Source organism: Planococcus sp. APC 3906 (assembly GCF_030407685.1).
Lineage (GTDB): Bacteria > Bacillota > Bacilli > Bacillales_A > Planococcaceae > Planococcus > Planococcus koreensis.
In genome coordinates, this window is sequence record NZ_JASDCW010000032.1 from 1 (window position 1) to 20,088 (window position 20,088).

17 protein-coding genes are annotated in these 20,088 nt (G+C 50.0%); 11 read left to right on the forward strand and 6 right to left on the reverse strand.

Translation table 11 applies throughout. The annotated features are described in order from the left end of the window. Positions 1-405 precede the first annotated feature (405 nt). Together QMA09_RS14780 and QMA09_RS14785 are read right to left on the reverse strand one after the other, a co-directional pair. Positions 406-954 carry a flavodoxin family protein gene (locus QMA09_RS14780; RefSeq protein ID WP_135501023.1) on the reverse strand — a complete coding sequence of 183 codons (549 nt, stop codon included), beginning with the start codon at positions 952-954 and terminating at the stop codon, positions 406-408. Between the two features lie 73 nt (positions 955-1,027). Then, on the reverse strand, positions 1,028-1,804 hold the full coding sequence (locus QMA09_RS14785; protein WP_135501025.1) for an enoyl-CoA hydratase-related protein: 777 nt from the start codon (positions 1,802-1,804) through the stop codon (positions 1,028-1,030). A gap of 104 nt (positions 1,805-1,908) precedes the next feature. Here QMA09_RS14785 and QMA09_RS14790 point away from each other — a divergent pair, with 104 nt between their 5' ends. Together QMA09_RS14790 and QMA09_RS14795 are read left to right on the forward strand one after the other, a co-directional pair. Then, positions 1,909-3,525 (forward strand): ABC1 kinase family protein, encoded by a 1,617-nt coding sequence (locus QMA09_RS14790; RefSeq protein WP_290213649.1) that lies wholly within the window; start codon positions 1,909-1,911, stop codon positions 3,523-3,525. 606 nt (positions 3,526-4,131) lie between these two features. Further along, a complete protein-coding gene (locus QMA09_RS14795) occupies positions 4,132-4,497 on the forward strand; it encodes a YhjD family protein (RefSeq protein ID WP_290213650.1) in 366 nt (121 codons plus the stop codon). Between the two features lie 45 nt (positions 4,498-4,542). Here the strand turns inward: QMA09_RS14795 and QMA09_RS14800 are convergent, their stop codons facing one another. Beyond that, a complete protein-coding gene (locus tag QMA09_RS14800) occupies positions 4,543-5,097 on the reverse strand; it encodes a competence protein ComK (RefSeq protein WP_135501031.1) in 555 nt (184 codons plus the stop codon). A gap of 177 nt (positions 5,098-5,274) precedes the next feature. Here QMA09_RS14800 and QMA09_RS14805 point away from each other — a divergent pair, with 177 nt between their 5' ends. The 5 genes from QMA09_RS14805 to QMA09_RS14825 all read left to right on the forward strand — a co-directional run bounded on the left by QMA09_RS14805 (position 5,275) and on the right by QMA09_RS14825 (position 13,514). Further along, entirely contained in the window at positions 5,275-5,514 is a 240-nt protein-coding gene (locus tag QMA09_RS14805) for an IDEAL domain-containing protein (RefSeq protein WP_135501033.1), read from the forward strand. 226 nt (positions 5,515-5,740) lie between these two features. Continuing rightward, positions 5,741-7,723 (forward strand): excinuclease ABC subunit UvrB, encoded by a 1,983-nt coding sequence (gene uvrB / locus QMA09_RS14810; protein ID WP_135501035.1) that lies wholly within the window; start codon positions 5,741-5,743, stop codon positions 7,721-7,723. A gap of 6 nt (positions 7,724-7,729) precedes the next feature. Continuing rightward, on the forward strand, positions 7,730-10,612 hold the full coding sequence (gene uvrA / locus QMA09_RS14815) for an excinuclease ABC subunit UvrA (protein ID WP_290213651.1): 2,883 nt from the start codon (positions 7,730-7,732) through the stop codon (positions 10,610-10,612). A 101-nt stretch (positions 10,613-10,713) separates the two neighbouring features. Beyond that, entirely contained in the window at positions 10,714-11,889 is a 1,176-nt protein-coding gene (locus tag QMA09_RS14820) for a DUF4097 family beta strand repeat-containing protein (RefSeq protein WP_135501039.1), read from the forward strand. Between the two features lie 380 nt (positions 11,890-12,269). Then, complete coding sequence (locus QMA09_RS14825; RefSeq protein WP_290213652.1) at positions 12,270-13,514, forward strand: M20/M25/M40 family metallo-hydrolase; 1,245 nt, start codon at positions 12,270-12,272, stop codon at positions 13,512-13,514. A gap of 42 nt (positions 13,515-13,556) precedes the next feature. Here QMA09_RS14825 and QMA09_RS14830 read toward each other — a convergent pair whose 3' ends face one another. The 3 genes from QMA09_RS14830 to QMA09_RS14840 form a co-directional block, all read right to left on the reverse strand. Next, the gene (locus QMA09_RS14830) at positions 13,557-13,982 is read right to left on the reverse strand and encodes a DUF1801 domain-containing protein (RefSeq protein WP_290213653.1); all 426 of its coding nucleotides are present in this window, start codon (positions 13,980-13,982) and stop codon (positions 13,557-13,559) included. Positions 13,983-14,009: 27 nt separating this feature from the next. Continuing rightward, entirely contained in the window at positions 14,010-15,962 is a 1,953-nt protein-coding gene (locus tag QMA09_RS14835) for an elongation factor G (RefSeq protein WP_290213654.1), read from the reverse strand. Positions 15,963-16,074: 112 nt separating this feature from the next. After that, positions 16,075-16,620 (reverse strand): N-acetylmuramoyl-L-alanine amidase family protein, encoded by a 546-nt coding sequence (locus tag QMA09_RS14840; protein ID WP_290213655.1) that lies wholly within the window; start codon positions 16,618-16,620, stop codon positions 16,075-16,077. A 165-nt stretch (positions 16,621-16,785) separates the two neighbouring features. On the opposite strand from QMA09_RS14840, the gene hprK reads away from it, so the two are divergent. From hprK to QMA09_RS14860, 4 genes are read left to right on the forward strand one after another with little or no spacing between them, the layout of a single operon-like run. Further along, a complete protein-coding gene (gene hprK, locus QMA09_RS14845) occupies positions 16,786-17,712 on the forward strand; it encodes an HPr(Ser) kinase/phosphatase (RefSeq protein ID WP_290213656.1) in 927 nt (308 codons plus the stop codon). Between the two features lie 21 nt (positions 17,713-17,733). After that, positions 17,734-18,546, forward strand: coding sequence for a prolipoprotein diacylglyceryl transferase (lgt, locus tag QMA09_RS14850; protein ID WP_135501052.1), 813 nt, complete (start codon positions 17,734-17,736; stop codon positions 18,544-18,546). A 14-nt stretch (positions 18,547-18,560) separates the two neighbouring features. Beyond that, positions 18,561-19,496, forward strand: coding sequence for a nucleoside recognition domain-containing protein (locus tag QMA09_RS14855; RefSeq protein ID WP_290213657.1), 936 nt, complete (start codon positions 18,561-18,563; stop codon positions 19,494-19,496). Between the two features lie 46 nt (positions 19,497-19,542). Next, entirely contained in the window at positions 19,543-20,058 is a 516-nt protein-coding gene (locus QMA09_RS14860) for an acyltransferase (protein WP_290213658.1), read from the forward strand. Positions 20,059-20,088 lie beyond the last annotated feature (30 nt).

Sequence of the window (20,088 nt, forward strand, 5' to 3'; positions counted from 1 at the left end):
CTCCGCTTTTCGTAAGCAATTCTCTCAAGGGTTCGGAGCGCAATGCGGTGAAGGGCAAATATGTGCTCCTGTCTCTGCATCGCTGCGCTAGCTTCGAGACATTAAAGTTCGTTGCATCGCTGCGCTAGCTTCGTCGCAAAGACCCTGTCCGAACTTCTTTCGGACACGATCTTTCCTGCGAAAGAACGGAGTGATGAGACCCGCAGGAAACGAGGTTTGAAGAACCTCGTTTAACCGGCATTAAATCTGAGTTGACATGAAGTGGGAAAGAATCAACATGTACTAGAGATAAATCAACATGCATTGCTTGGAATTTAACCGGCACCAGCAAAAGGAGGGATCGGCATAAAAAAAGACTGCAGGCAAATTCGATTTTCTCGAATTTGTCTGCAGTCTGGAAACGCCTCAGAGTGGGGCATTTTGTTTTTTAGTGTGCAGCGCCATCTCGATGAAAAATTTTATTTCTTCATCGAATTCTTGTATGTGCTGCCGTTCGGCTTTGAAGCCTGTTGCATACTTGATTTTATTGCGCTGTTCTTCCGGCAGCAAGTTGTTGATCCACAGCTCGGCTACAGCGGCCGGTTTCTGCGGCGTCAGCGCTGCCAGCTCGGCAGCCAGTTTTTCCCGCTGCCCCGTTGCTCCGCTGCAAATTGTGATGAAGGAATAATCCGTCAGGTTCGCTTTTTCCTTTTTAATGAAAGTACGCATCGGCGCGGCGATTTTTCCTGCCCATACTGGGGCAAGTAAAATGACCGGCCCGTAGTCTTTGACATCGAAATCGACAGGGGCGAGCCGCGAATCGCGTTTTACCAGAAAATCGATGAAAATGGAAAAGCTTTTGCGTTTTTTCCGTTCGGTGATTTCGTACATCGGGCATCCGATCCTGTCGCGCAATTCAGCAGCCAGCTTTGCATTGTTTCCGGAATGGGAGTAATAGACAATCAATGGTTTCATGGCTTTCCCTCCTGTGCTATGGCTAATGGCGTGTAGCAGTCTGGAAAGGCGGCAGCAGCGTCCAATCGATCTATTATTTACCTTTGAAAACAGGTTTGCGTTTTTCGCCGAATGCCAGCAGCGCTTCGACACGGTCTTCGGTCGGGATCGTCATTTCGTACGCTTTGCGTTCGATGTGGAGACCGGTCTGCAAGTCGGCGTTCATGCCGTTTTTGATGGCGAACTTCGCTTGCTGAAGGGCAATTGGCCCATTCGCCAGCATCATGTCAGCGAACTCGCCAGTCACCTGGATCAACTCACTGCGCGGCGCCACTTTCGTTGCAATGCCGTAAGCGAGCGCTTCATCGGCTTTCAGGCGCCGTGCCGTCAAAATCAATTCCAATGCTTTCGCTTCGCCGATCAAACGAGGCAGGCGTTGTGTGCCGCCGGCTCCGGGGATGATGGCCAGGCTCGTTTCTGTCAGACCGAGCAAAGTATCGTCCGCAACAATGCGGAAATCACACGCCAGCGCAAGTTCCATGCCGCCGCCGAACGCGAAGCCGTTGATCATGGCGATCGTTGGCTGGGGCAAATTCTCGATTGCCGAAAAGACTTCACCGATTTTGTAGATGTTGCGTTTTACATGCTGTTCGGTCAGCGTCTTCCGTTCTTTTAGATCAGCGCCTACACTGAATGCTTTTTCTCCTGCGCCTGTAAATACCACAAGGCGGATGTCCGGATTGATGCGAATGGCTTCGACCACTTGGCCAAGCTCCGCGAGCATATCGTAATTGAAAGCGTTCATGGAATCAGGGCGGTTCAGCGTGATGAACGCCAGGTTCCCTTGTTGTTCGTAATGAATTGTGTCCATTTTTCTCCCCCTTAAAGTGTTTCCTTCTGCTAAAAACATACCATTTTTTGGACTATTGCGCTATCCCGCTCTATAATTAAGCGCAGAGAGGGGGACGCGCATTAATGAATCAGTTTTCATTCATTCGCATATATCGCATTGTCTTCATGGCCGTTAAATTTTATACACAAGCTACGTTGTTCCAACGGCGCCACCGAGGCGCCTGGAATCCTCTCGTGGAGGAGAAATGGAACACCCTGGTAACGAAACAAGCGAAACAATACAAAACTTTGGCGCTGAAACTTGGCGGGCTAATGATCAAGATGGGGCAATTCCTGTCAACTCGGGCCGACATCATGCCAAAGTCTTTCCTCGAAGAACTGGAGGGATTGACGGATCGTGTGCCGTCAGTGGAACGTGAGAAAATCATTTCTGTCTTGGAGACAGAATGGAATTCGCCTTATTCCAGCTATTTGGCGGAACTGTCCGAAGGGGCTGTCGCTTCCGCATCTATTGGAGAAGTCTATAAAGGAACGTTGAAAGACGGCACAGTCGTGGCCGTGAAAATCCAGCGGCCCGGAACCGAGAAATTGCTGCGGGCAGACTTCCAGGCGATGCGCATCGTCATTTGGTTTATGAAGACCTTTACGCCGCTTTCCAAGCAAATCAATTTCACGCAGCTTTTCGGGGAAATGACCGAAACGATCGGTGCGGAATTGAACTTCCTTCAGGAACTGCAAAGCGGCCGCGCGTTTGCGGACCGTTTTTCGGAAATGGACGGCATCCGTTTCCCCGTCTATTTTGATGATTTGTCGACGCGCCGCGTTCTTGTCATGGAATGGATCGAAGGGGCACGCATCACCGACTTGGCGTTTATTGAAAAACACGGGCTTGACCGCCATGAAATCGCGGAGCGGCTGTTCATCCTGTTTCTCGAACAGATTTTGTACGGCGGCCAATTCCACGCCGATCCGCATGGCGGAAACATTTTGCTGAAGCCCGACGGCACGATTGTGCTGATCGATTTCGGCATGACTAGCACAATCACGGCCGCTGATTCCCAAGCCGTTTTGCGGATTGCAGAAGGCATCATCTTCAAAAACTACGAATTGGTCCTTGATGCGCTTGAAGAGCTGCGGTTCCTATTGCCGCAAGCGAACCGCGAGCTTTTGGCCGATACGATTTCCCGATTGGTCGCTGCTTATGAATCAGACGAGCTGATGCAGATGGACAGCTTTGTCGTGGAGCGGCTGTTCAAGGACATGCAAAACATCGTCCGGACACAGCCTGTACAGCTGCCAGCTGAGTTTGCATTCTTCGGGCGCGCGGCTTCAATCTTTGTTGGCGTTCTCAACGTCTTGGATCCCGGCATTGACCTCTTGGCATTGGCGCGGCCTCGTGTTCTGGAATGGGCGTCGACCCAAAAAGAAGGCAAGCCTGTCTTCGGCAAAAGCGATGTGCTGCGCTGGGTGCTCAACGCATCGGGTCCATTCCGGGTGCTGCCGCAGAAAGTCATCAGTTATTTGGAAGAGCCGGAGCGCATGCGCCATTACATCGAAAATCGCGACGGACGCAATCGCCAGCATGAGCGCGATTTGCAAAGCCGCATGTTTGCCGGCATCTTCACCATCCTGTCGTTCACCGGCATTTCGGTGTCGGTGTGGTTCTGGCATGAGCCGTTCATGTGGGTGTCTTCCGGATTTTTCGTCGGTTCATTATGGATTTACCGTTCAATTAAATGAAAAGAGCTGTCCGGAATTCTGCAAAACAGAATTCCGGACAGCTCTTTTTTTCATGGCAAGACCGTATGTATAAGTTGAACTAAAGAAGTATCATATTGAAAATCGCTTCGGACGCTTTGGGCAGTGCAAAGACGATTGCTCCTGCGCAAACTCGTCGCAAAGAAGTTGCCAAAAGTATTTGGCACTCCTTGGCTCTCGCAATGAGACGACATGAACACTCGTCTCATTGCTTCGCCTAGCCCCTTGACGCGCCTCCGCTAAGATATCTCTCGATATGGAGCAAAACAGCTGAGAAAACCTTACTGCTCCTGCAGCGCTATGCGCTTCGTCGCAAAGACTTGCCCTCGCAAGCTTCGGGTAAGTCTTGCCTGCGGGAAAGCGAGATAGCCGAGACCCCGCAAGGAGCAAAGCGACTGAGGAGGCTTGGCGCTCGCCCGCGGCAAGCGTAGCTGTTTTGCGGAATATCGATTATGAATATTCATTAGTTCAACTTATATAGGTGAATATCGTAGAAAGGATTATTTAACACAGGCTATTGCAATTTCCTGAAATGACGCTAAAATTAAAAATAAGAACAAACGTTCCCTTTTTGAGGAGGTGCTAAGAATGCCGTTAATCTCACAAGAGGAAATCGTCTATTTTGAAAAAGCGATGTATTTGCCGATGGTGCTGATCATTTTGGAGCGCGACCGTGCATTATTCGAACAGGGTCCTTTTAAATTGAAGAGGCCATACGTTGAATTGGTGGATGGAGCGATTCGGAAAGTTCAGAAGGAGCTGAAGGAAACGAACATCCATATGCGCAAGCAGCATATGAAAATGCTGAAGGGGACAGGCGATGACACCTTTACTGAATATGTCTTTTACCATGGGGGCTACGAAGATCACAGGCGCTATTTGAATTTGCGCCTACGCAATCAAGTGGAGGAGCTGCTGCGAATCTATTTGGCGATGGCCCACCGGGAGATTTAACCAGGGCCGCCAGCCGCAAATGAACAATAACTGAAGTTTCGCCGGTCAATCCATCGGATGCTGAGCGCGGGGCGGATATCGCCGCTTCGTCAAATAGACCATCTGCTGTTTATGGATTTGCTGGGAATTCCTGAAAAAGCGGCGCAGCGAACCGGCAAACGAATGCTGGTTTCTAAGGGCGATGGGCGACACATCAAGCGGTACGCTGATGCCGTTGCTCAAGTGTACAAGACTTCCTTTAATCGTGTCTTCACTGTCGATCAACTCGACCGCATCAAAATTGAACCAAACAGAATCGCGGTTCTTCGGTGAATGGGTAGGAAAGAAAATGAGCGGGCTGCCATAGTATTCCCCGATGATGACAGGTGGCTTATGTTTGACCCGGATCGCTTTCTGGGAATAGAGGGTGGCGCTTTCGAGGGATCCCCTGTAAAATCTGCACGAAGAACTGATGATTTTATAGACGGATTCCTCTACGATGAATTCGCTGCGGTCTTCAATGACCCGCGTCCAGTTTCTATGGCCGTCAATATACGGCAAAAGTGCATAGGTATTGCTGCACACCGTATATGATAAGAGCTGATGATTCTTTTTGCTCATGTATTATACACCCCTCAAATTTACTATACATATAACATTATAAGGAAAAAATGCAAATTAGCAAAGGCTTTGCGGAGGAAAATAAAATATATTCTATTTCATTAGAATTTTCAAAAAACGATTGTTCTTTGCAAAATTATATTGTATACTAATGAAAAGCATTCGGGGTGATGAAGAATGGAAAACTATTATTCTTACGCTGATTTCATGAAAGCGATGGCTCAAACAAAGAAAGCGACTGAAGCGGAAAAACTTTTGAACGATATCTACCTGGATCTATTCCTAAAGCATGTTCACCGCTCTCAGCAAGAAGAACAGCTGATGAACCTCATCGATGAAGCCCTGGACAATAACGACCGTGAAGCATTCAACACGTATAGCGAACAATTGAAGACATTAAAACACGAAGAAGAATGAGCAAGCAGCTTTTTAATAGAATAAGATTCAAAAATGCATCGGACCCAGTCCGATGCATTTTTTTGCGTTTTAAGGCAATGAAGGGTCTCTATAAAGGGAAATAGATTCTCTAAGCACCATTGAAGATTCAAAAGAAATAGCGAAAAAACATATGTTCGCTTTTTGTTAGGGGATTTTTAGGGCATATGATAAAATAGAGACAATGAACGAACGGAGGGCATCAACCATGAAACAGGAATTCAATCTTCAGGCACCCTATGAGCCTGCAGGCGATCAGCCGGCTGCAATTGCCGAACTGACGCAAGGAATCATCAACGGCAAGAAATGCCAGACGCTGCTCGGGGCGACAGGGACAGGGAAGACGTATACAATGTCGAACGTCATCCAGCAAGTGAAAAAGCCGACGCTCGTGATGGCGCATAACAAAACTTTGGCGGGGCAGCTCTACAGCGAATTCAAGGAATTTTTCCCGGATAACGCGGTTGAGTATTTTGTCAGCTACTACGATTATTACCAGCCGGAAGCCTATGTGCCGCAATCGGATACGTTCATCGAAAAAGATGCCAGCATCAATGATGAAATCGATAAGCTGCGCCACTCGGCGACGAGTTCGTTGTTCGAACGCGATGACGTCATTGTCATTGCCTCGGTCTCTTGCATCTATGGCCTCGGTTCCCCGAAAGAATACCGGGAGCTCGTGGTTTCGCTGCGCAAAGGGATGGAAATCGAGCGCAACCAGCTGTTGCGAAAACTGGTCGATGTGCAATACGAGCGCAATGACATCAACTTTATCCGCGGAACGTTCCGCGTACGGGGCGATGTGGTGGAAATTTTCCCGGCATCGCGCGATGAACGCTGCCTGCGCGTGGAATTTTTCGGCGATGAAATCGACCGCATCCGTGAAGTGGACGCATTGACGGGCGAAATCATCGGTGAACGCGAACACGTCGCGATTTTCCCAGCATCCCACTTTGTTACGCGTGAAGATAAGATGGTCAAGGCAATCGCCAATATCGAAGAAGAGCTGGAAGAGCGCCTGAAAGAGATGCGCGCAGAAGACAAGCTGCTGGAAGCGCAGCGCCTGGAGCAGCGTACGCGCTACGATTTGGAAATGATGCGCGAAATGGGCTTCTGCTCAGGCATCGAAAACTATTCAAGGCATTTGACGCTGCGGCCAGCTGGCGCGCAGCCTTATACGCTCATCGATTATTTCCCGGAAGATTTCCTGTTGGTTGTCGATGAAAGCCACGTGACGCTGCCGCAGGTGCGCGGCATGTTCAATGGTGACCAAGCGCGCAAGAAAGTGCTTGTCGACCATGGTTTCCGCCTGCCCTCGGCAATGGATAATCGCCCGTTGACCTTCACGGAATTTGAAGAGCATATCCATCAAGCAGTATTCGTTTCGGCAACGCCGGGGCCATATGAGCTTGAACACACGCCGGAAATGGTCGAGCAGATCATCCGGCCGACAGGGCTCTTGGATCCGACCATCGAAGTGCGGCCAATCGAAGGGCAAATCGATGATTTAATGGACGAAATCCGCCAGCGCACCGAGCGCAACGAGCGGGTCCTGGTGACGACGCTGACGAAGAAAATGTCGGAAGACCTCACCGCTTATCTGAAAGAAGCGGGCATCAAAGTCAATTATCTGCATTCCGAAATCAAAACACTCGAACGCATCGAAATCATCCGGGAACTGCGGATGGGTGTCTACGATGTCCTTGTCGGCATCAACTTGCTGCGTGAAGGGCTGGATATTCCAGAGGTGTCGCTAGTGACGATTCTGGATGCGGACAAAGAAGGGTTCCTGCGTTCTGAGCGTTCATTGATCCAAACAATGGGCCGCGCGGCGCGGAACTCGAATGGGCACGTTATCATGTACGCCGACAGAATGACCGATTCGATGACTAAAGCGATCGATGAAACGACGCGCCGGCGCACGATCCAGGCGGCTTATAATGAAGAACACGGCATCACGCCGATTACGATACAAAAGAAAATCCGCGACGTCATCCGCGCTACAGAGGCTGCGGAAGAAGGCGAAGAATATGTATCAAAAGCAGTATCGGGCAAAAAGCTCAAAAAAGAAGACCGCGTAAAACTCATTTCCCTGCTCGAAAAAGAAATGAAAGAAGCGGCCAAAGCGCTTGATTTTGAACGCGCAGCTGAATTGCGCGATACAGTGCTCGAATTGAAAGCGGAAGGATGATCAGACTTGAAAAACCAAGAGATACGCATACAAGGCGCACGTGCCCATAATTTAAAAAATATAGATGTAGTCATCCCGCGTGACCAGCTCGTTGTCATGACGGGTTTATCGGGTTCCGGAAAATCTTCATTGGCGTTCGACACGATTTATGCGGAAGGGCAGCGCAGATATGTTGAATCGCTGTCTTCTTATGCACGCCAATTTTTAGGGCAAATGGATAAGCCTGATGTGGATTTAATTGAAGGGCTGTCCCCGGCTATTTCGATCGACCAGAAAACCACAAGCAAAAATCCGCGTTCCACAGTTGCGACTGTGACAGAAATCTACGATTATATGCGCTTGATGTTCGCGCGGGTCGGGAAACCGATTTGCCCGAACCACGGCATCGAGATTTCGTCACAGACCATCGAGCAGATGGTTGACCGGATCGTGGATTATCCGGAACGCACGAAAATGCAGATTCTTGCTCCAATCGTCTCCGGGCGTAAAGGAACACACGCGAAGCTTTTGGAAGACATCAAGAAACAGGGTTATGTCAGAGTGCGCATCAACGGTGAATTGATTGACCTGGATGATGACATCAATTTGGATAAGAACAAAAAACATAATATTGAAGTGGTCATTGACCGGATCGTCATGAAAGACAATATTGCGCCGCGCCTCAGCGACTCGCTGGAATCCGCATTGCGGCTGGCAGAAGGACGCGTATTGGTCGATGTCATGGAAAAAGAAGAATTGCTGTTCAGCGAACACCACGCTTGCCCAATCTGCGGATTTTCAATCGGCGAACTGGAGCCGCGCATGTTTTCGTTCAACTCGCCGTTTGGCGCATGTCCGGAATGCGACGGCCTCGGCCATAAACTGGAAGTGGATCCTGAACTCGTGATACCCGATTGGAATTTGTCTTTGAAGCAAGGGGCCATTGTTCCTTGGCAGCCGACAAGCTCCCAATATTATCCGCAGCTCCTGCAGGCGGTTTGCAAACATTATAAAATCGACATGGATATCGCAGTAAGCGATTTGCCGGAAGAACACATCAATATTTTAATGCGGGGTTCTGGCTCAGATAAAATCCGTTTCCGCTACGAGAATGATTACGGGCAGATCCGTGATAACCACATCAATTTTGAAGGTGTGCTGTCGAACGTTGACCGCCGCTACCGTGAAACATCATCGGATTATATCCGGGAACAAATGGAGAAATTCATGGGCCAACAGCCGTGCCCGACTTGCGAAGGGTACCGCTTGAAACCCGAGTCGCTATCTGTAAAAGTGAACGGCTTGCACATCGGAACCGTGTCGGAATTCTCCATCATTGAAGCGGACGAGTTCTTCAAAAATCTGGAACTATCCGAAAAAGATATGGCAATCGCCAAACTTATTTTGCGGGAAATCCGCGAACGGGTCGGCTTTTTAATCAATGTCGGCTTGGATTATTTGACGCTGAACCGCGCATCCGGCACATTGTCCGGCGGTGAAGCCCAGCGGATCCGCCTGGCGACGCAAATCGGCTCACGACTCACCGGCGTACTTTATATTTTGGATGAGCCATCAATCGGCTTGCACCAGCGCGATAATGACCGGCTCATCAGCACATTGAAAAATATGCGCGATATCGGAAATACGCTCATTGTTGTCGAACACGATGAAGATACGATGCTTGCGGCGGATTACCTGATCGACGTCGGACCGGGCGCAGGCGTCCACGGCGGCGAAATCATTGCAGCCGGAACGCCGCAAAAAGTCATGAAGAACCGAAAGTCATTGACTGGCCAGTACTTGAGCGGCAAGAAGTTCATTCCGCTGCCAGCCGAGCGCCGCACACCTGATGGGCGCAAGATTTCGATCCGCGGAGCGAGCCAGAACAATTTGAAGAATGTCGATATCGATATTCCGCTTGGGCTGTTTACTGCGGTGACGGGGGTTTCAGGTTCGGGTAAAAGTACATTGATCAACGAAATCCTGTATAAATCATTGGCCCATAAATTGAACCGGGCAAAAGCGAAGCCGGGGCATCACGTATCGGTTGAAGGCATCGAAGAGCTCGAAAAAGTCATCGATATCGACCAGTCGCCAATCGGACGGACGCCTAGATCGAACCCGGCGACGTACACCGGGGTTTTCGATGATATCCGCGATGTTTTCGCCATGACGAACGAAGCGAAAGTGCGCGGCTATAAAAAAGGCCGTTTCAGCTTCAATGTCAAGGGCGGACGCTGTGAAGCATGCCGTGGAGATGGTATTATTAAAATAGAAATGCATTTCCTGCCGGATGTCTACGTGCCATGTGAAGTCTGCCATGGCAAACGGTACAACCGGGAAACGCTGGAAGTGAAATACAAAGATACGAACATTGCAGATGTTCTGGCAATGACCGTGGAAGACGCGTACGCATTCTTTGAGAACGTTCCGAAAATCAACCGCAAACTGAAGACCATCGTCGATGTAGGCTTGGGCTATATTACGCTGGGCCAACCGGCAACGACTTTGTCCGGCGGTGAAGCGCAGCGAGTGAAGCTGGCTTCTGAGCTGCACAAACGCTCGAACGGCAAGTCATTCTATATCCTGGATGAACCGACGACTGGCCTTCACGCGGACGACATTTCACGCTTGCTGAAAGTTCTTCAGCGCCTTGTTGATAACGGCGATACGGTATTGACCATCGAGCATAATTTGGATGTCATCAAGACGGCCGACCATATCATCGACTTGGGTCCTGAAGGCGGAGACAAAGGCGGAACCATTCTGGCAGCAGGAACGCCGGAACAAATCGCCGAAGTGAAAAATTCCTATACCGGCAAGTATTTGAAGCCGATCCTTGAACGCGATCGCGCACGGATGGAAACCCTGGTGTCAAAAGCCACGCGCAAGAAAAAAGCAGCGAAGTGAAACTTTTTACAGTGCTGGACGTATCAATTAAAAGAATACTAATTTCGGTTTGGGTCTAGCTCACGCTTTTCACGAAACCGATTATGAGGAGGCCGCAACACATGCAAAGCGAAAAAGAACGCATTTTGGACATGGTGGAAAATGGTACAATTTCGGCGAGGGAAGCAGTTGAACTATTAAAAGCGATTGACGGCGGCGGAAGCCAGTCTTCACGCAATGACTCTTATGGCCGTGAAGATTACCGGGAAAAACGCGGCAGACGCGGCTTCTTCAGACCGGAAGACATGATCAAAAAAGTCTCGAAAGATTTCTCTCGTGACTTCACGAAAGATTTTTCGAAAAACGTTTCAAAGGACTTGAACCAATTGAGCGACCGCATGATGGAATTCATGCAAAGCTCAGTCGGCAAATTGAAAACGATGGAATTCGATTCACCATTTGGCGAAGCGCTGCAATTCCACCATACATTCCGTTTGGAAAACATGGACATCACGAACATCATTGCTGACATTGCAAACGGCCAATTGGAAATTTTCCCTTCACAGGACGATTCCATCCGCGCGGAATGCAGCGTGAAAGCGTACCGTGCAGAATCGGAAACGCAGGCGAAAGAGGATTTCCTCGATAAATTCGTCTTTATCGGTGATGGCCAGAAACTGCGCATCATCAGCGATATGAAAACAACTCAAGTGAACGTGGTATTGTATGTTCCTGAAAAATCCTACGAACACATCACGGCACGCTTGTTCAACGGCGGTTTCGCCATCAAGCGCATCGATACGGCCATCTTGAAGGTCAAAACGGCAAATGGAAAAATCGACATGAAAAATGTCGCATTTGATTCCGCTGAATTGGAAACGGCAAATGGTGCAATCCAAGTGCAAGAAGTGACAGGCAAGGATCTGGAAACAGAAACGCTGAACGGCCGCATTTACGTCGACGGTGATATCCAAAAAGCTGAAGCAAAATCGCTGAACGGCAATATTGTGGTCACTTCCCGCTGCAAAGACGCACGCAAAGTGGAAGCGAAGACCTTGGCAGGCAATGTAGAAATCTACATTCCTTCCCACTTGCCATTGAGCGGCGAAGTTTCATCAAACCTCGGCAAAATGGATCTTTTGCTGCCGGATGTTGAATACACGCACGAACAAGGGCAATTTATGCAAAAAACGATCCGTTTCAGCAAAGAAAGCGGAGAAGCTGTAGCTGCACCGCTTTTGGTATACGGCGAAACGAAAACAGGATCCGTCCTCGTTCGTTATTTCACAATCGATTAATAACAATGGGCCGGCATGTGCAAGCATGCCGGTTTTTCCTATGGAGAAAACCGGCTACAATCTTGGCTAGATAAATTAAACTTTTTTTATAATTTTCGATATTCCGCAAAACAGCTGCGCTTGCCGCGGGCGAGCGCCAAGCCTCCTCAGTCGCTTCGCTCCTTGCGGGGTCTCGGCTTTCTCGCTTTCCCGCAGGCGTCTACGCTGTTTTGCTCCATATCGAGAGATATCTCAGCGAAGGCGCGTCACAGGGCTAGGCGAAGCTATGAGACGAGTGGTCTTCTCGACTCATGGCGAGAGTCATGCCCAAAGCGTCCGGAGCGGCGTATAAATCTTAAATTCATTTGTTCAACTTATCTAAAAAACGGAGGGGAATCGCAATGGAAAAATTAATGATCGCACCAGAAGTGACAGAGGCATTCGAAAAGCTCAAGAAGTTTGAGGCAGTGGAAAAAGGCTTGGCGTTCATCGAGCACGATCACGAGCGTACAGTGAAAGAACAAATTGAACTGACCGAAATCCCGGCTCCACCGTTCAAAGAGCAGCAGCGGGCAGAGGAATTTATGCACCGCCTGCAGGAGTTGCAGCTGGAAGATGTGCGGATGGACGAAGAAGGGAATGTATTCGGCGTGCGCCGCGGATCGGAAAATGGACCGAAGATTTTCGTCTCAGCGCATTTGGATACCGTATTTCCGGAAGGCACTGACACAACTGTGCACCAAAAGGACGGCGTGCTCCATGCACCGGGAATCGGCGACGATACACGTGGGCTCGCAGAATTATTGGCAGTGGTCCGGGCAATGAATGAAGTGGGCATCGTTACAAGCGGCGATATCCTATTCGGCGGCACTGTGGGGGAAGAAGGGGCTGGCGACTTACGGGGTGTCAAAGCATTTTTTGCCGAGCACGACGATATCGACGGTTTTGTTTCGCTCGATGGTGAAGGCGACAATCATATCATCTACAAGGCAACAGGCAGTTTCCGGTATACGATTACATATAAAGGTCCGGGCGGCCATAGCTTTGCGGCGTTTGGTACACCAAGCGCAACCCATGCTTTAGGCCGTGCCATTGCGGCCATTGCAGACCTTGAAACGCCGTCGGAACCCAAAACGACATTTTCAGTCGGCGAGGTAACTGGCGGAACGTCCGTTAACGCGATTGCACAGGAAGCGAGCATGTCCGTTGATTTGCGTTCGAATGACAAAGACGAACTTGAAAAATTGGAACAGCGTTTTTTGGCTATTGTAAAAAAAGCGGCAGCCGATGAAAATGAACGGTGGAAAGACGGCCGGCTGTCGGTGGACATTCATCGTTTCGGGCACCGGGCACCGGCAAGCCAGGATGCGGATGCACCTATCGTGCAGATTGCAGCAGCGGCAGTCAAAGCAATCGGCAAAGAACCGGACCTTGGCGTGCCGAGCAGCACCGATTCGAATCACCCGATGAGCTTGAACATCCCATCTGTCACAATGGGGCTCGGCGGCAAATTCGGCGGCGCGCATACACTTGAAGAATGGCATAACCCCGAAAACGGACATTTGGCGATTCAAAAGAGCTTTTTGGCCATTCTTGGCATTTCAGGAATTCCTGGCGTAATCGAACCTTTATTAGTGAAAAAATGAAAAACAACCCAGCAAAAGCGATTCTGCTTTTGCTGGGTTGTTTTATTTTTTGGCCGGATACAATTGCTGCAAAAAATCGATCGACTGGACGATCAATTCTTTTAAGACGTCCAAATCGACGTCTTCTGTTTTATTGATGTAGACGCATGCTTTGCCGGTGGTGTGCTTGCCGAAACGTTCAAGTAACAGGGTGCGGTCCGGATCGCCCGTCGCAAAGTACAAGCTGATTTTCGCCTTGCGGGGCGAAAAGCCGACGAGCGGGGCATCCCCGGAATGGCCGGTCGGGTAGACGTAATGGTAGGAACCGAAGCCGATAATGCTTGGCCCCCACATTTTCGCTTGAAAGCCGCTCGTCTCTTCGAAAATCTGCAGCAGTTTATAGGCGTCTTCACGTTTCTTCGGACTTTCGACGCTTTCGATGAATTCAATGACATCGCCGTCCGTTTCCTTCGTTTTCTGCTCGTACATCGCGCATCCCTCATTCCATTCGATTTTTTACAAGCAATGCATGGCAGCTTCCGCATGATCCCAAGGCACTTTATAGCCCTGCCCTTTGGCGCAGAAAATGGAAGTGGAAGTGTACTCGGGATCGGCATCTTTGTTATAACCGATTTCTTTGATGATTTCTTCTTCATTATGGCAGAAATCATAGCCGCCGGACAATAAGCTGAGCATTCCTTTGCCATGGGTGAAAGAAGCAAATTCGGTGGCATAATTCATGAATGTCGCAACAGGCACCAAACCTTCAATGACCGTTTTGCCGTCATCCATTAATGGCGCATCGAATGTGCCATGCGCTTGTTGGATATCCGACAGGACTTTGCCCATATAATCGGTGTCGACTTTGATTTTAAAGCGGTAAATGGGCTCCAACAGACGGTTTTCAGCTTTTTCGAGCCCTTGTCGCAATGCGCGGTAAGCAGCTTCGCGGAAATCGCCGCCGGATGTGTGCTCGTTATGGCCGCGGCCAGTCATTAAGGTGATATGGACATCGGTCAGCGTCGAACCTGTCAAAAGGCCATGATGGCCGCGCTCCCGCAAATGATGGAGAATCAGGTTCTGGTTCCCGGTGGACAAATTGTCGGCGTGGCACTCGTTGGCCAAAGTGATACCAGAACCGCGGGGCGCTGGTTCGATTTTCAGATGCACTTCCGCGTAATGGCGCAGCGGCTCGAAATGGCCGTAACCCATGACCGGCTGTGCAATGGTCTCTTTATAAAGGATTTTCGGCTGTGCAAATGAAACCGTATAGCCGAAGCGCTCTTGGACAATCTGCTCCAGCACCTCGAGTTGGATGACGCCCATGACGAGAATGTGGATTTCCTGGAAATGTTCTTCCCATTCGACGTGCAGCGAAGGGTCTTCAGCGTCGAGAAGCTGGAAAGCTTTGAGCATCTCTTTAGGGTGCACCGAGGAAGGAAATCGGACTGTCGACTGCAAGGCAGGCGCAGCGAGATAAGAAGGGCGTGAGCTGAGCGTGCCGAGGCCATCGCCGATTGCTGCTTCTGACAAGCCGGTCACAGCAATCAGCTCACCGGCGCAAGCCGACTCAACCGCAGTGAATTTCTCGCCGGTATAGCGGCGAAGCAGGGTCACTTTTTCACTATTTCCCTGATCTTCCGCGCCATAAGCGATTTCATCGCGGACTTGTAAGCAGCCGCTCATTATCTTCAAAAACGTTACGCGCTGGCCGGATGCCTCGTGGCGGATTTTGTAGACAAGCGCAGAAAAAGGCGGGTGTGCTTCGTAAGCCGTTGCGGTCAGCTGGTCAAGCAACTCGAAAAACTCCATGACTCCTTGATCTTTTAGGGCGGATCCGTGGCATCCCGGCATCACTTGCCGTGCGCTGATCAATTTTTTCAAAGCTTCCATCCATACTGCCGATTCGTATCCGCTGTCCATGTAGCGTTCAAGCAATTCCTCGTCGCGCTCAGCGATGAATTCAATCAATTCTTCGGACATCACACCGCCTTGAAATGCTTCGGTCAGGTCGATGGCGTCAGGGCTCAGTGATTTTCGGATTTCCTCCAGCACCCGCTGCGGGTCCGCATTTTCACGGTCTGTTTTATTGATGAAAAAGAACGTTGGCACTTTATGCTTCTGCAGCAGCTGCCACACCGTTTCGGTATGGCCTTCAACGCCGTCGATTGCGCTGACAATGAGAATGGCATAATCCATCACTTGGATGGCGCGCTCCATTTCAGGAGAGAAATCGACGTGCCCGGGGGTGTCGATCAAATAATAGGTGGAGCCGTTGAATGAAATCTCCGCCTGGTCAGCAAAAATCGTGATGCCCCGGCGTTTTTCGATTTCGTGGCTGTCGAGAAAAGCATCCTGGTGGTCGACGCGCCCGCGCTGGCGGATGCTTTTTGTATTGAACAGCAATTGTTCAGAGAAAGTGGTTTTTCCGGCGTCGACGTGCGCCAGGATTCCGATGGTTTTGTTCATATTGCACCTCTTTAAAGTTGGTTCGTTAACATAAGTGTAGCAGAATCGGTGGAGGGCATAAAAAATAACCGCAAAAAAACCTTCCGGGAAAGATTCCGGAAGGTTAAAAAGTTTATAGGGTTTCGCAGCAGTTGACGGCGAAAGCGATGGCGGCAGCGCAGCGCCTGCGGTAACCAGCGGATTGCAATAAAGCCAGTTCTTCGCGGTTTGTCATAAAACCGCATTCTATCAGGACAGCTGGCATATGGGTGTCGCGCAGCACAGCAAAATCCGCTTTTTTCACGCCGCGGTCCCGCCGTTTAACAGACAGGCACAAGGCCAGCTGGACCGTTTCCGCAAGCCGTTTGGAGTCGGCATGCGGCCGGCTGTAGATGAATGTTTCAATGCCGCTTGCGCCAGTGAAACCGGAGCCGGCAGCGTTGGCATGGATTGAAATGAACAAATCGGCTTTGAGCCGGTTCGCTAACTGCGTCCGTTCATGGAGCGGCACATCTGCTTCAGGATGGTGGCTGAAAATGACCGTATGGCCATCCAGCAAGAGCCTCTTTTTCACTTCATCCGCGACCGCGGAATTAAAGTGGAATTCGCGCAGGCGTCCGTCGGGGGAACGCTTGCCAGCGGTATTTGGCCCATGGCCGGCATCGATAATAATTTTCAAGGTAAAACCTCCTTTTTCCCTTATATAGGGTCAAGGAGACAGAAAGGGGACAGGAAAACAGTCAATTTGGAAACTTACGTGTTAAAATAGGAGCAAACCGCCAGAATGATGAAAGAATTTTCAAAAGGCTTTTGGATTTATTGGCGCAAAGGAATGAGGGAGAACATGGGACAAGTAACAGCAAAACAAGTGATGGATACGTTCGAGTTAAAGCTGATCAGCGGTCAGGAAGGCCTCGGCCGCCACATTCCGATCAGTGACATCTCACGGCCAGGGTTGGAGATGGCGGGCTATTTTACGCATTACCCGGCAAACCGGGTCCAGCTTTTAGGGAAAACGGAGCTGTCGTTCTTCGCGCTGCTCGAACCGCATGAACGCATCGACCGCATGATGAAATTATGTACGGACGACACGCCGGCGATTATCGTCGCGCATGAAATGGAAGTGCCGCCGGAGCTGGTTGATGCTTCAAGCAAACGGCATGTGCCGGTTTTCTCGGCCAAAATGTCAACGACGCGCTTTTCAAGCATCTTGACGAATTACCTGGAAAGCCAGCTCGCTCCAACGACAGCGGTGCACGGTGTGCTGGTCGATATCTACGGCGTCGGTGTGTTGATCACCGGGAAAAGCGGCGTCGGGAAAAGTGAGACAGCACTGGAGCTTGTGAAAAAAGGCCATCGCCTTGTCGCGGACGATTGCGTGGAGATTCACCAAGAAGGTGAGAATACGTTGATCGGACATCCGCCGAAGCTGATTGAACACCTGCTTGAAATCCGCGGAGTCGGCATCATCGACATCATGACGCTTTTCGGAGCAAGCGCAGTGCGCACTTTCAAACGGATATCACTGGTCATCGACCTGGAGATATGGGATGCGGAAAAAACTTACGACCGGCTTGGGCTGGAAAAAGAAAAAATGCGCATCATCGATACGGATCTGACGAAACTGACGATTCCTGTCCGCCCAGGGCGAAATTTGTCGGTCATCATCGAAGTAGCGACGATGAACCATCGATTGAAACGTATGGGCGTCAACGCGGCGGAAGAGTTTTCGAAGCGGCTGGATGACGTGCTTGCAGCAGATAAAAATTAACGGAATGGGTAGGTGCAAGGGATGTTTTCAATTTTAGCTTCAATAGATCCGATCGCGTTCGCGCTTGGTCCGATCGAAGTCCGCTGGTATGGCGTCATCATCGCAGCAGGCATTGTCATCGCATTTTTGGTCGGCCAGCGTGAAATGGTCAAGCGGGGGCTTCACCCGGATTTTCTGACGGATCTGTTGATTTGGGCGGTGCCGCTGGCAATTGTAGGCGCCCGCATTTATTACGTCATGTTCGAATGGGAAAATTACAAAGACAATCCCGCTGAAGTCTTCGCAATCTGGAATGGCGGAATCGCCATCCACGGAGCGCTCATCGCTTCGGTGATTGTCGCTTATATTTTCACGAAACGCCGCAATACACCTTTTTTGAAGGTGGCGGATATTTTGGCCCCGAGCATTTTGATCGGCCAGGCAGTGGGCCGCTGGGGGAATTTCATCAACCAGGAAGCGCATGGCGGTGAAGTGTCCCGCAGTTTCTTGGAGAATTTGGCCATTCCTGATTGGATCATCAATCAAATGTACATAGATGGCGTTTACTACCATCCGACTTTCTTGTATGAATCGTTATGGAGCTTAGTGGGGATCATCATTCTGCTGTTGCTGCGCCGGGTCAATCTGGTGCGCGGCGAAATGTTTTTCTTCTATATGATCTGGTATTCCGTTGGGCGCTTCTTTATCGAAGGCATGCGGACAGACAGCTTATATGTCATTGGCGAACTGCGGGCGGCCCAATTGGTATCAGTTGCGGCCATCGTCATCGGTGTTGCCTTTATCGTTTATCGCCGAGTGAAACTAAAAAATCCTCCACATTATTTGGATAAATAGAAAGAAGAGATCGAATGCAGACATTGAAAAAAGGCTTTATCGCCGGCCTGAAAACCACTTGGTCCTTGGGGAAGATCATCTTCCCGATTACGCTTTTGGTGACGATGCTGCAATTCACGCCGGTGCTGCCGTTCATCATTAATTTGGTCGCGCCGCTCATGGGCCTTTTCGGCCTCAGCGGCGACGCTGCCATTCCGCTTGTGCTGGGCAATGCGTTGAACCTGTATGCGGGAATTGCCGGTATTTTGTCATTAGAACTGACGGTCAAGGAAGTTTTCATCCTGGCGGTCATGCTGTCATTTTCACATAATATTTTTATCGAAACCGGTGTGGCGCTGAAAGTCGGTGTTAAATTATGGGTGGTGCTGACAGTGCGCTTCGGTTTGGCGGCTTTGTCGGGAATCGTCATCAACCTTTTCTGGAAAGGCGGCGGGGAAACCGCGCAATACGGTTTTGCGCCTCCAGCTGCGGCAACGCCGGAAGGATGGGGAGGCATTTTCCTCTTGGGGCTTGAAAAAGCGTCGTTTGGTGTATTGCAGCTGGCGCTGATCGTCATTCCATTGATGATCATGATTCAGGTCTTGAAAGACAAACATTATTTGCAGCGTATTTCGGAAGCCATGGGACCGCTGACACGGCTTTTGGGTGTTCAGAAGAACGCTTCAGTCACATTGGCGTCAGGCCTCGTTTTCGGCTTGGCGATGGGTGCCGGAGTGATGATCCAAGCGGTTCAGGAAGACGGCGTCAGCCGCAAAGATGCAACACTTGTGTTCATATTCCTGGTCGCTTGCCACGCCATTGTAGAAGATACACTGATTTTCATCCCGCTTGGCATTCCGATTTGGCCGTTATTGGCGATTCGGGTAGCGACCGCACTGATTTTGACCATCTTCATCTCTTATTTATGGAGAAGAGCAGAACAAAACCAAAAAGGGGCGGTATCCACATGACCAATTTAGTTGACAATTCCAGGGGACGCGCAAAGAAAACAAGCCGATGAGAAAAACGGAGCGCCATTTTGTCGACGGGCCCAATTCGCTTTGGCATATCTACAAGACCGTGCCGTTCTGGAAAGTCGCAAAGAATTTTCTTATTATCCAGACAGCGCGCTACACGCCGTTTTTGCCGCTGAAGAATTGGCTGTACAAAAAATTTCTGCACATGGAGATCGGCGAACATACATCTTTTGCGCTGATGGTGATGCCCGATGTCATGTTTCCCGAAAAAATCAAAATCGGAAGAAATTCAGTGATCGGCTATAATACCACCATTCTGGCACATGAATACTTGATTAAAGAATACCGTTTGGGGGAAGTAATAATAGGAGACGAAGTGCTCATCGGAGCCAATAGCACGATTTTGCCTGGTGTGGAAATCGGCGACGGCGCGATCGTTTCAGCCGCGACACTGGTCCATAAAGATGTGCCTGCCGGCGCTTTTGTCGGCGGCAATCCCATGAAAATCATTTATACAGCTGAACAAATGGCCCTGCGCCAACAACCAGAATCCTGATAGCCAGTGTGCTTTCAGGATTTTTTGCTA

Coding starts and splice junctions, on each gene's coding strand:
- QMA09_RS14805 (WP_135501033.1), top strand. CDS start 5,275: ATGGAAAACTATTATTCTTACGCTGATTTCATGAAAGCGATGGCTCAA.
- lgt (WP_135501052.1), top strand. CDS start 17,734: ATGTTTTCAATTTTAGCTTCAATAGATCCGATCGCGTTCGCGCTTGGT.
- QMA09_RS14785 (WP_135501025.1), bottom strand. CDS start 1,804: ATGGACACAATTCATTACGAACAACAAGGGAACCTGGCGTTCATCACG.
- hprK (WP_290213656.1), top strand. CDS start 16,786: ATGGGACAAGTAACAGCAAAACAAGTGATGGATACGTTCGAGTTAAAG.
- QMA09_RS14820 (WP_135501039.1), top strand. CDS start 10,714: ATGCAAAGCGAAAAAGAACGCATTTTGGACATGGTGGAAAATGGTACA.
- QMA09_RS14830 (WP_290213653.1), bottom strand. CDS start 13,982: ATGTACGAGCAGAAAACGAAGGAAACGGACGGCGATGTCATTGAATTC.
- QMA09_RS14790 (WP_290213649.1), top strand. CDS start 1,909: ATGAATCAGTTTTCATTCATTCGCATATATCGCATTGTCTTCATGGCC.
- uvrB (WP_135501035.1), top strand. CDS start 5,741: ATGAAACAGGAATTCAATCTTCAGGCACCCTATGAGCCTGCAGGCGAT.
- QMA09_RS14855 (WP_290213657.1), top strand. CDS start 18,561: ATGCAGACATTGAAAAAAGGCTTTATCGCCGGCCTGAAAACCACTTGG.
- QMA09_RS14825 (WP_290213652.1), top strand. CDS start 12,270: ATGGAAAAATTAATGATCGCACCAGAAGTGACAGAGGCATTCGAAAAG.
- QMA09_RS14800 (WP_135501031.1), bottom strand. CDS start 5,097: ATGAGCAAAAAGAATCATCAGCTCTTATCATATACGGTGTGCAGCAAT.
- QMA09_RS14860 (WP_290213658.1), top strand. CDS start 19,543: ATGAGAAAAACGGAGCGCCATTTTGTCGACGGGCCCAATTCGCTTTGG.
- QMA09_RS14795 (WP_290213650.1), top strand. CDS start 4,132: ATGCCGTTAATCTCACAAGAGGAAATCGTCTATTTTGAAAAAGCGATG.
- QMA09_RS14835 (WP_290213654.1), bottom strand. CDS start 15,962: ATGAACAAAACCATCGGAATCCTGGCGCACGTCGACGCCGGAAAAACC.
- QMA09_RS14780 (WP_135501023.1), bottom strand. CDS start 954: ATGAAACCATTGATTGTCTATTACTCCCATTCCGGAAACAATGCAAAG.